We start from the raw sequence: 10,810 nt of genomic DNA on the forward strand, positions 1-10,810 counted from the left end.
CTTGATTTCGAAGACGCCACGATGACTATTCCCGGCACGATCGACCAAACCTGTGAGACCGTCGGCGATCAGTCGTCCGTTCCAAGTTTCGCCTTGGTGTAGGGCTTCAGTCCGCCTGCGTCGACCAACGACTGAAGGAATTCGGGCAGCGCCTCCGCGTCGTAGCGTTCGTCCGTCGTGTGGTTTCGGACGGAACCTTCGTCTAGGTCGACGCTGATCTCGTGGCCGTCATCGATGCGGTCGGCCGCCGGACAGATCACGACCGGGAGTCCGAGGTTGAGCGCGTTCCGGAAGAAGATGCGCGCGAACGACCGTGCGACGACCGCCTCGACGCCCGCCCCGACGAGCGAGAGTGGTGCGTGTTCGCGCGACGATCCCGACCCGAAGTTGTGGCCCGCGACGACGTACTCGCCCGCCGAGACGTCCGCCGAGAACGCCGGGCGCAGGTCCTCGAAAGCGTGGGCAGCGAGTTCGTCGGGATCGCTCGAAACGATGAATCGTGACGGCGTGATCTGGTCTGTGTCGATGTCGTCGCCGAACGTCCACGCTCGTCCCGATCCGTGTGCGGCGGTCACGACGACACCCCCTCGGCGAGCGCGACGTCGTCGTAGCGTTCGAGTTCCGCCCGACGGGGATCGGTGATCTCGCCGTAGAGTGCTGAGACGCCGACCGTGGCCGGTGACGCGAGATAAACGTCGCTGTCCATCGACCCCTCCCGCCCGGGGAAGTTCCGGTTCGCGGTCGCGAGACAGACGTCGCCGTCGCCGAGAACGCCCTGATGGTAGCCCGCACACGGGCCACAGCCGGCGTTCTGCACGATCGCGCCGGCGTCGACGAGCGTCTCGAAGACCCCGGTCTCCAGCATCCGGCGATAGACCGAGCCGGAGGCGGGGACGACGACCATCCGCACGTTCGGCGCGAGCTCCTCGCCCGCCAGCACGTCCGCGACGAGTCTGATGTCCTCGTACCGACCGTTCGTACAGGTCCCGACGAACAGTTGGTCCACCGGCGTTCCCTCGACCGCGCCGACGTCGACCGCGTTCTCGGGGTTCGACGGCTTCGAGACCTGCGGTTCGAGATCGGTCGCCCGGTAGGTATGGACGTCCTCGTACACCGCACCGTCGTCCGGTGAGGTGGTTTCGTCGAGGTCGACCTGGGTTCCCGTCTGGTGTTCGATATACGAGACGGTCCGCTCGTTCGGTTCGACGAACCCCGCCTTGCCGCCCATCTCGATCGCCATGTTCGAGAGGACCAGCCGCTCGTGGATCGGCAGCGACTGTACCGCACTGCCGCCGTACTCCGCGGCCTGGTACGTACAGCCGTCGAACCCCACGTCGCCGATGAACTTCAGGATGAGGTCCTTCGCGTAGACCCCGTCGGGGAGCTCGCCGGTCACCTCGAAGCGCTGGGTCCTCGGCACGCGAAACCAGAGGTCGCCGGTCGCGAGCGCCGTCCCGAGATCGGTCGAGCCGACGCCGGTCCCGAACGCGCCGATCCCGCCGTAGGTCGTCGAGTGGGAGTCGGCCCCGATGACCAGGTCGCCGGGCCGGACGAACCCCTCCTCGACGAGAACGGCGTGGCAGATCCCGTCGCCGACGTCGAACTGGTGAGCGCCGTGGGCGGCCGCGAACTCGCGGACCGCGTTGTGGTTGTTCGCCGCCTCGACGCCGTCGGCCGGTGCGTGGTGGTCGATCGTGAACACCGTCCGATCGGGCGCGAACAGTTCGGCGTCGTCGCCGGTCACGTCGTCGAACGTCTCGAACGCGAGCGGGCCGGTGATGTCGTGGGCCATCGCGACGTCGATCGCCGCCTCGACGTAGTCGCCCGCCCGAGCGTCCGTGTCCGCCTTTTGCGAGAGGATCTTCTCCGCGATCGTTTTGTCGGTCATGATGTCTGCTTCGTCGATCTCGGCTGGTAGTCAGTCATGCGTGGTTGTCAATCCTGTGGCTGCTCACTGTCGACCGTCGATAGCACTCGTTCGGCCGTGCCGCCCATGAGGACGTGGCTCGTCGCGCCGAGGTCGAGTTCTTCGGCGACGGTCTCGGCGGCCGCCGTCACCGTTTCGAGGTTCGCATCGACGTCGATGGCCATCCGCGTGAGCATGTGGAGGAGGTCCTCCGTCGGCGTGTTGCCGACCCCGGTCATCCCCTCGGGGAGCACGACGCCGCCGCCGAGGCCACAGACCGACGTGTCGAAGCGGTCGACGCCACACTGCATCGCGACCAGCGTGTTCGCGAGGCTCATCCCGTTCGTGTCGTGCAGGTGGAGCCCACAGTCCAGATCGGGCCAGCGTTCGAACACCGTCTCGAACGTCGCGGCGATTTGACTCGGGTCCGCGAGCCCCATCGTCGTCGCGAGCGTCACCTCGTCGACGCCCGCCTCGACGGCGCGCTCGACGACTCCAAGGGTGCGTTCGAGCGGAATACGCCCCTCGTAGGGGCAGTAGAAGCTCGTCCCGATACCCGCCTCCACCTCGATGTCGGCGTCGGCGGCGATCTCGACGATCGCCTCGATCTCGTCGAGGTTCTCCGCGACGCTCATGTTCTGGTTCTTCCGGCTGTAGCGCTCGCTCACCGTCACCAGCGCGTTCACCTTGTCCATCCCGGCCTCGATCGCGCGCTCCATCCCGACGGCGTTGGGCACGAGCGCACGATAAGTCACGTCGTCGTTGCGGTCGATCCGCGCGGCCACCTCGTCGGCATCACGCAGCGTCGGCACCGCTTCCGGATGGGTGAACGAGGTGACCTCGATCTCGTCGACGCCCGTCGTGCTCAGCTGATCGACGAGTGCGACTTTCCGATCGGTCGGGACGAATTCGTCGTAGCGCTGGAAGCCGTCCCGCGGGAGCATCTCGACGAGCGACACCTCGTCGGGTGTCGAGAACGGACCGTGGTCCATCAGATCACCTCCCGTTCGGCCAACTCCTCGCGGAACGACGTTTCGTAGCCGAGCAGTTCGCCGTAGACGGCGTCGTTGTCCACCCCGAGTTCGGGTCCGAGATGATCGACGCTGCCCGGAGTCTCGCTGAACTTCGGCACCACACCCTGGACGACCCCGGTGCCAAGCGTGTCGTCGTCGACCTCGACGAGCGCCTCTCGGGCGCGGTAATGCTCGTCGTCGGCGATGTCGGCCACGTTGTAGATCGGGGCGACGGTCGCCCCGGTCTCCTCGAAGATCGCGAGCACCTCCTCGCGGGTGTGATCGTCCATCCAGTCCTGGATGATCGCATCGAGTTCCTCGACGTTCACGAGCCGGCGCTCGTTCGTCTCGAAGCGGGCGTCGTCTTTGAGATTCGGTCGGCCGATCGCCTCGAACACCCGCATCGCGGTCGGCTGCGTCGACGCGGAGATGGCGACGTACCGTTCGTCGGCAGTCCGGTAGACGTTGCGCGGTGCGGAGGACGTCGAGCGGTTGCCCGACCGTTTCTCGATCTCGTCGCGCTGTTGGTGGCGCAGCGGCTGCGGGCCGAGCAGCGAGAAGATCGGCTCGATCAGGCTCGTGTCGATCACCTGGCCGCCGCCGTCGTGCATCTCGCGGTGCCACAGCGCGAACATGATCGCGAACGTCGAGAACATCGCCGCCACGCCGTCGGCCAACCCGGTCGGCGGGAGCAGCGGCGATCGGTCGGGATAGCCGTTCAGATAGGCGAAGCCGCTCATCGACTCGGCGAGCGTTCCGAACCCCGGTCGGTCGGCGTACGGGCCGGTCTGCCCGAACCCCGAAATCCGCAGCGCCACGAGACCGGGGTTTCGCTCCAGCAGCGACGACGGTGCGAGCCCCCACTTCTCGAGCGTTCCCGGCCGAAAGTTCTCGATCATGACGTCGGCCTCGCTCGTGAGGTCCTCGAAGACGGCCTGCCCCGCGTCCGCCGAGAGGTCGAGCGTCACGGAACGCTTGTTGCGGGCGAGGTACTTCCACCACAGCCCAGTGCCGTCCTTCTGCGGGCCAAAACGGCGGAGATGGTCGCCCGTTCCGGGGCGTTCGATCTTGACGACCGTCGCGCCGAAGTCGGCGAGCAATCTCCCGACCTGGCCGGCGGCGATCATCGTTCCCGTCTCGATCACCACCAATCCGTCGAGCGGTCCCCCGCCGTCGTCGGTCTCCGTGGCGTTCGCTTCGGTCTCCGTCGTATCGTCAGTGCGTGATTCCATGGTGTCGTATCGATTACCGAGTGTCCGTGACTCGTGGTGTCCGATCGGCGTCGCCGGCGCATGATCGCGACGGCTACTCGACCGTTATCGGGCGGTCGATGTGCGTTCCGCGCCCCTTCTCGCCGACGACGTCGCCGTTCTCGTAGGCGACCGCCCCGCGGACGATCGTGTGCGTCGGCCAGCCGGTTACGTCGCGGCCCTCGTAGGGCGAGTAGTCGGCCGCGCTCTGGAGCAGCTCCGGCGTCACCGTCTTCGTCTCGTCGAGGTCGACGATCGTGAGATCGGCATCGGTACCCGTTCGGAGCGAACCCTTCTTCGGATAAAGGTCGAACGCTTTCGCCGTGTTCGTCGACGTGACGGCGACCGCCCGTTCCAGCGGGAGTCGGTCCTCGTGGACACCCTCCGAGAGGACGAGTGGCAGCATCGTCGCCGTCGAGGGGAAGCCGGGCAGGCTGTCGGGTACGTCCGCGCCGATCTTGTCGTCCGCGAGGTTGACACAGTGATCGGTGCCGATACAGGAGATGGTACCGTCGGCGACGCGTTCCCAGAGCGTTTCCTGATCCGCCTTCGAGCGCACGGGCGGGTTGACGTTGTGGCGCTCGTCGCAGTCCTCGCTCGTGAGCGCGAGGTAGTGGGTACAGGTCTCTCCAGTTATCTCCCAGCCGGCGTCGTGCAGCATCGCGAGTTCGTCGGCCGTTCGGCCCGAGGAGATGTGAACAGCATAAAAATCGTCGTCGTAGCCGTGCTGACGGGCCAACGACCCGCTCGCGGTTATGCTCTGGGCCTCGGCGTAGTCAGGGAACTGCTCGACGAGCACCTCGTAGCCCCGATACTCGTCGTCCTCGTCGGTCTCGACGTCGAGATAGGGGTTGTCCCCGCGCGCGCTGGTGATCTCGACGTTTTCGGAGTGGTGACCGAGTGTCGTCGGCACGTCCTGGGCGGCGAGTGCTTGGATGAACGCATCGCCCCAGTCGTCGCGCATCTCGCAGTCGACGCCGAACTTCTCCGACGCGACGTACTTGTAGTTCATATACCACTTGAACGAGGTGATGCCCAGTTCGTCGACGATGTAGGGGATCTCCTCGAGGTGGTCGTACGAGAGCAGTCCGAGCGAGAAGAAGTAGTCGTGGTAGTAGTTTTCTTCTGCTGCCGCGAAGTAGTCGTCCATGATCTCCTCGTAGGGGTCCGGACGGCGGAAGTAGTTCCCGATGGTCGTCACGCCGCCGACGAGTCCGGACCGCGATTCCGTCTCTGCGTCGGCTTCGAGGCCGTGATAGATGCCGTGGTGGGTGTGTGGGTCGATCGCCCCCGGGAAAACGTGCTTGCCGGTGGCGTCGATCTCGCGATCGCCCGACAGCGTTCCCGGTGTGGCTACCGCCGTGATGAGGTCGCCGTCGGCGGCCACGTCCGCCTCGAAGGTCCCCTGTTCGGGCGAGACGACCGTCCCGTTCGAGATGATAAGGTCGTGTGTCATGGCTCCGCTCGCGTGAACAATCTCATTTGGTGACCTCCTCGACGTACGCCTCGACCTCCGTTCGCTCCAGCACTTCGGCGTACTTCATCCACAGGTCGAGCAGTGCGATCTTGTGCGAGGCCTCGATACGGTCGAACAAACATTCCTGGGGAAGGATCACCTCGAAACCGTTCTGCTGGGCGTCGATGGTCGTTGCACGGACACAGCCACTCGTAGAGTTGCCGACGACGATGACCGAGTCGTGACCGCCACGGACCAGCCGCGAGAGCAGGTCCGTTCCGTAGAACGCGCTCGCGTAGGACTTGTCGATCACCGTCTCGCCCGGTTCGGGAGCGATCGGTTCGACGATGGCGAGATCCTCGTGATCCGGATTGTCGTAGCTCGACGGGATGACGCGCGTGTACGCAACTGGCAGTCCGCGCTCGCGGGCGAAATCCAGAAACGGCTCGATCTCCCCGGTCGCGTCCCACGCGACCGCACCCATCGCCGTTCGGTACTCCTCGATCGCGTCGAGGATCGGTTCGTCCTCGCCGACGACGAGTCGCTGCATGTCGATGACGAGCACCAGCGGATCGGTGCCCAGTCCGCGGGAATCCCAGCTCGACGCGCCCGACTCGTCGTATCCGGCCTTCGAGATGACCTGTCGGTCGCGCTCGGTGAGCAGATCGTCCCAGACGTGTTCCGTCATGGTAGTGGTTCACGATGGAGTTCCGCGGCGACTGCAATAAATGTTCGTCATGATCGCTCGTCGGAGTTCGATGGAGCGAACGTCTCGAGGGTTCGCGAGACGGCGTCGTCCGTCACACCCGTCGGTGCACGGACGATCGGTAGGTCGACGCCCATCTCGCGGATGCTCTGTAGCTGCGACCGGGCGTGAGTCGGCGTTCCCACGACCGACACGAGATCGAGAAATCCGTCGCTCACCCGATCGGCGGCCGCCGACCGCGAGTCCGCCGCACGGATCGCCGCGACCTCGTCCTTGAAGCCCGCCTCGGTGGCGACCCGACCGTAGTAGCCCGGGATGTCCCGGAGGTAGTAGGCGACGTGTTCGGCCGCGGCGCGGCGCGCTTGCACCGGATCGTCGGCGACGCTCGTGAGGACGTACATCGCGACGTCGATATCGTCGACGTCCCGGTCGGCCCGACCGGCACCGCGTTCGAGCCACTCGGCCGCCGTCTCGAAGCGCGGTCGTGGATAGAGGTTCGGCAGCCAGCCGTCGGCGTGCTCGCCGGTGAGCGTGACGTTGCCCTCGCCGAGCGCCGCGTTGTAGATCGGGATCGACGCCCGCTCCGGCTCGAAGGCTTCCCAGAACCGTGTCCGATCAGGCGAGTAGAACTCCCCGTCGAACCTGTCGGCGTCGCCACGGAGATAGCGACGCACGAGACGGATGTACTCGTGCATACGCGCGAGCGGGCGATCGAACGTGGATCCGTGAAACCCCTCGACGACGCCAGGGTGGGCGACGCCGAGCCCGAGGATCGCCCGCCCGCCGGAGTGGGCGTCGAGCGTCGCCGCGGCCTGGGCGAGCGCCGCGGGCGTGCGCGAGTAGACGTTCACGATCCCGGTCGCGAGCCCGATCCGATCGGTCGCGGTCGCCCAGCGCTCGAGTTTGCCGAACGCGGTCCGCCCCTGGCCCTCGGCAGCCCAGACACTCTCGTAGCCCAGTCGTTCGGCCCGCCGCACGAGATCGAGATCGTCGCGCAGCGAGAGGAGGACGCCGGTGCGCTCGCTCACGAGTCGACGACCTCCGCGACGAGCAGGTCGTTCCAGATGTCGAGCTGCTCGATTCGCCCGTCGACCACCGTGTAGACGTCGACGTACCGAACGTCCTCGAAGGGCTCACCGTCGTTGTCGACGCCCGAGAGCGTCCCGATGCTCACGACCGTCGTGTCCGCCTCGATCCAGCGGTCGAACGTCTTACTCGCCCACTCGTAGCGCGGAGCGAGGTAATCGAGGAACGCGTCGGCGGCGTTCTCGCCGCCGAACGACACACCGGGGAGGGTGATCGTCGCAATCGGTGCGAACAGTTCGGAAACGGTCCCTCGGCGGTCGTCGGTCTCCATCCGAGCGAAGAACTCCTCGACGACGGCACGCGGGGGTGATGGTTCCTCCATGCCTGCCGAATCGGTCCGAGGCCCAGCAGTGTAGCTGCTTCGGTGATCGGTCGGAAAAGCAACCATTCGGCCGACGAGCGATCCGTCGGCGGCGGTAGGTTTACACACCCCTCCCCCGAGCTAGCTGCATGAGCGAGTCGGAACAGCCGATACTGCGCGACGAGCGTGCCGAAACCGTCCCGGTGACCGACGTCGAGTGGGACGTCGCCACCGACATCCTGATCGCGGGCGGCGGGGGAACGGGACTGGTCGCCGCGCTCGCGGCCAGCGAGTCGTCCCATCGGGTGACGGTTCTCGAAAAGAGCGCCGCCGTCGGCGGGAACACGTCGCTTTCGACCGGGATGATCCCCGCAGCGGGCACCCGTCACCAGCGCGAAGCGGGTATCGAGGAGGAACCCGGCGACATGGCCGCGGACATCCTCGAGAAGAACGACCACCAGGCCGACGAATCGATGGTCGCCCGGCTCTGCGCCGAAAGCGCGAATCTCGTCCACTGGCTCGTCGACGATTGGGACATCTCGCTCTCGCTCGTCGATGATTTCAAATACCCGAAACATTCGGAGTACAGGATGCACGCCCCGCCGGGCCGCAACGGGGCGACCCTGATCGCAGAGCTCGAAGAGCGCGTCGAGGCGACCGACAACATCGAACTGCTCACGAACGCGCCGGTCACGAAGCTCGTCGCCGACGACGGGGTGGTGGGCGTCGTCGCCGGCGACCGCCGCGACGAGGCCATCGAGGCGGATAGCGTGATCCTCGCGACCGACGGGTTCGGCGGCAACAAGCGCATGGTGACCGAGTGGTGCGACGAACTGGACGAGGCGCTGTATTTCGGTGCCGATGGGAACACGGGTGATGGGATTCGCTGGGGGGCGGAGCTCGGCGGGGAACTCGCCTGTATGGACGCCTACCAGGGTCACGCAACCGTCGCCTACCAGACCGGGGCGCTCTCGACATACGCCGTGGTGATGAACGGCGGCGTCGTCGTGAACGCGGCGGGCGAGCGCTTCGGCGACGAGTCGGCCGGCTACTCGGCGTTCGCGGTCGACGTGCTTCGCCAGCCCGGCAGCGTCGCCTACGAGATATTCGATCGTCGGATCTTCGAGCGCCTCGCGGGCGAGTTCGACGATTTCGACGAGGCCGTCTCGCTCGGTGCGTACCACGAGGCCGACTCCGTCGACGCGCTGGCGGAGCAGCTCGGCTGTGACCGCGCCACGACGGCGGCGACGATCGAACGGTACAACGCGGCAGTCGCGGCGGACGAACGCGACGAGACGGGACGCACCGACGGCGTGCATACGCTCTCGTCCCCGTTTTACGGTGCGGAAGTCACCGGTGCCCTGTTTCACACGCAGGGTGGGCTCGTGGTGGACGAACACGGTCGAGTGCTTCGCGAGGACGACTCCGCAGTGCCCGGACTCTACGCCGGTGGTGGCTGTGCAGTCGGTATCAGCGGCCACGGTCCCGGGGGCTACCTCAGCGGCAACGGGCTGACGACGGCGCTCGGCCTCGGCCGACTGGCGGGCCGCCACGCGCGTCGATCGCTCACGTCGGACTGAGTGGTACGGACGGCGGCGGGGAGGGCGAAACGGCATCGACGTTTTGTGGAACTGCTGTCAACACGGGAATGTAAGTGTTTTATATGGTAGGAGAGAATAGAAGATGTCGTATGCGTAGGAGTAGCAAGCCCTCCGTATCGAGGGACAGACGTACGTTTATCAAATACACAGGCGTGGCCGGCATCGCGGGATTGACCGGTCTCGCTGGTTGTACCAGCGACGACGCCGGGAGCGGCGGTGGTAGTGGTGGCGGACAGGGGACGGATGGAAGCGGCGGTGGCGGTGGACAGGGGACGACGGTCGGCAACGCCGGCGGTGGGGGACAGGATCAGGTCGTCATCGGTTCGAACCATCCGCTCTCGGGTTCGCTCGCGGCGACGGGCGGCGGGATGCACAACGCGATCAAGCTCGCCGCCGACCGGAAGAACGAGGCGGGCGGCATCCAATCGCTCGACGGTGCGAAGATCAACGTCCTCAAAGGAGACAATCAGGGGAAACAGGAACTCGGCGGACAGGTGACCCAGGACCTCATCGACAAGGGGGCGAGCGTCGTCACTGGTTGCTACTCGTCGCCCGTCACGACGGCGGCGACGCAGGTGGCCGAGCGGCGACAGACACCGTTCGTCATCACCGTCGCGGCGGCCACCGACGTACTCCAGGGGCGCGGGTTCAACTACGTCTACCGGCCCCAACCGCCGGCGAAGAAGATCGCGAACGACTTCGCGTCGCTCGTTCCGAAGGTCATCCGACAGAACGGCTCGAACGTCGAGACCGCGGGGCTGTACTACGTGAACAACAGCTACGGCCAGTCGATCAAGGAGAACCTCAACAAGTTCCTCCCGGAGAACGACGTCGAGGTGGTCGCCGAGACCGCGGTCGAGACGGGTGCTTCGAGCGCCAACACGCAGGTCTCGAAGCTCAAACAGGCCGATCCGGACACGGTCATCGCGACGACGTACGTCCCCGAGGGCGTGACGCTCGTGGATGCGATGCAAAACCAGGGCTACCGCCCGCCGCATTTGACCGCGTGTGCGAGCGCGACGTTCACCGACGACGATGCCGTCAGCGACATCGGGGAGTTCGCGAACGGCATCATGGACAACAACTACGCGCTGAACCCGACAGTCGACAAGACGAAGAAGGTGCGCGATCAGTTCGACCAGCGCTTCGAGCAGTCGTTCAGCGCGACGGTCGGCATGGCCTACACTGCCGGTGAAGTCGTCATCGCGGCGATCGAGAAGGCCGGCAGCACCGATCGCAAGGCGATCAACGAGGCACTCAAGTCGCTCAAATACGAGGACCACATCGCCGCGATGGGGCCGGTTCAGTTCAAGAAAGACGGGGAGAATAAGAACGCGCTCGCCCCCGTCAACCAAGTACAAGAGCAGTCGATCAAGGTCGTCTATCCCGAACAGTTCGCGGAGGCGAAACCGGTCGTCGAGACGTCGAACTGAGTCGCACCACCGCGAACCGACCGGTTCGACCGATACCTTCACCGTACACTCATCACAA

Annotated in this window: 10 protein-coding genes; 2 read left to right on the top strand and 8 right to left on the bottom strand. The window is 65.9% G+C overall.

Going from position 1 to position 10,810, the window contains the following annotated elements; all coding sequences use genetic code 11:
- Positions 1-68: 68 nt before the first annotated feature.
- The 8 genes from ACP97_RS16220 to ACP97_RS16255 form a co-directional block, all read right to left on the bottom strand.
- A complete protein-coding gene (locus ACP97_RS16220) occupies positions 69-575 on the bottom strand; it encodes a 3-isopropylmalate dehydratase small subunit (protein ID WP_049998884.1) in 507 nt (168 codons plus the stop codon).
- Positions 572-1,888: a 3-isopropylmalate dehydratase large subunit gene (locus ACP97_RS16225; protein WP_049998885.1), complete on the bottom strand. Its 1,317-nt coding sequence runs from the start codon at positions 1,886-1,888 to the stop codon at positions 572-574. Before ACP97_RS16225 ends, ACP97_RS16220 begins: the two co-directional genes overlap by 4 nt.
- Before the next feature lie 47 nt (positions 1,889-1,935).
- On the bottom strand, positions 1,936-2,898 hold the full coding sequence (locus tag ACP97_RS16230) for a hydroxymethylglutaryl-CoA lyase (RefSeq protein ID WP_049998886.1): 963 nt from the start codon (positions 2,896-2,898) through the stop codon (positions 1,936-1,938).
- Positions 2,898-4,151, bottom strand: a complete 1,254-nt coding sequence (locus ACP97_RS16235) for a CaiB/BaiF CoA transferase family protein (RefSeq protein WP_049998887.1) — start codon at positions 4,149-4,151, stop codon at positions 2,898-2,900. The genes ACP97_RS16230 and ACP97_RS16235 overlap by 1 nt, the downstream gene beginning before the upstream one ends.
- A gap of 73 nt (positions 4,152-4,224) precedes the next feature.
- Positions 4,225-5,625, bottom strand: coding sequence for a dihydroorotase (locus tag ACP97_RS16240; protein WP_049998888.1), 1,401 nt, complete (start codon positions 5,623-5,625; stop codon positions 4,225-4,227).
- 22 nt (positions 5,626-5,647) lie between these two features.
- Positions 5,648-6,313 carry an isochorismatase family protein gene (locus tag ACP97_RS16245; RefSeq protein WP_049998889.1) on the bottom strand — a complete coding sequence of 222 codons (666 nt, stop codon included), beginning with the start codon at positions 6,311-6,313 and terminating at the stop codon, positions 5,648-5,650.
- Between the two features lie 47 nt (positions 6,314-6,360).
- The gene (locus ACP97_RS16250) at positions 6,361-7,359 is read right to left on the bottom strand and encodes an LLM class flavin-dependent oxidoreductase (protein WP_049998890.1); all 999 of its coding nucleotides are present in this window, start codon (positions 7,357-7,359) and stop codon (positions 6,361-6,363) included.
- Entirely contained in the window at positions 7,356-7,739 is a 384-nt protein-coding gene (locus tag ACP97_RS16255) for a nuclear transport factor 2 family protein (RefSeq protein WP_049998891.1), read from the bottom strand. The genes ACP97_RS16250 and ACP97_RS16255 overlap by 4 nt, the downstream gene beginning before the upstream one ends.
- 128 nt (positions 7,740-7,867) lie before the next feature.
- Between ACP97_RS16255 and ACP97_RS16260 the strand changes: the two genes are divergently transcribed.
- Together ACP97_RS16260 and ACP97_RS16265 are read left to right on the top strand one after the other, a co-directional pair.
- The gene (locus ACP97_RS16260) at positions 7,868-9,298 is read left to right on the top strand and encodes an FAD-dependent oxidoreductase (RefSeq protein ID WP_049998892.1); all 1,431 of its coding nucleotides are present in this window, start codon (positions 7,868-7,870) and stop codon (positions 9,296-9,298) included.
- A 110-nt stretch (positions 9,299-9,408) separates the two neighbouring features.
- The gene (locus ACP97_RS16265) at positions 9,409-10,752 is read left to right on the top strand and encodes an ABC transporter substrate-binding protein (protein WP_049998893.1); all 1,344 of its coding nucleotides are present in this window, start codon (positions 9,409-9,411) and stop codon (positions 10,750-10,752) included.
- The last annotated feature ends 58 nt before the right edge of the window (positions 10,753-10,810 follow it).

It is taken from the genome of Halococcus sediminicola (assembly GCF_000755245.1).
Classification (GTDB): domain Archaea; phylum Halobacteriota; class Halobacteria; order Halobacteriales; family Halococcaceae; genus Halococcus; species Halococcus sediminicola.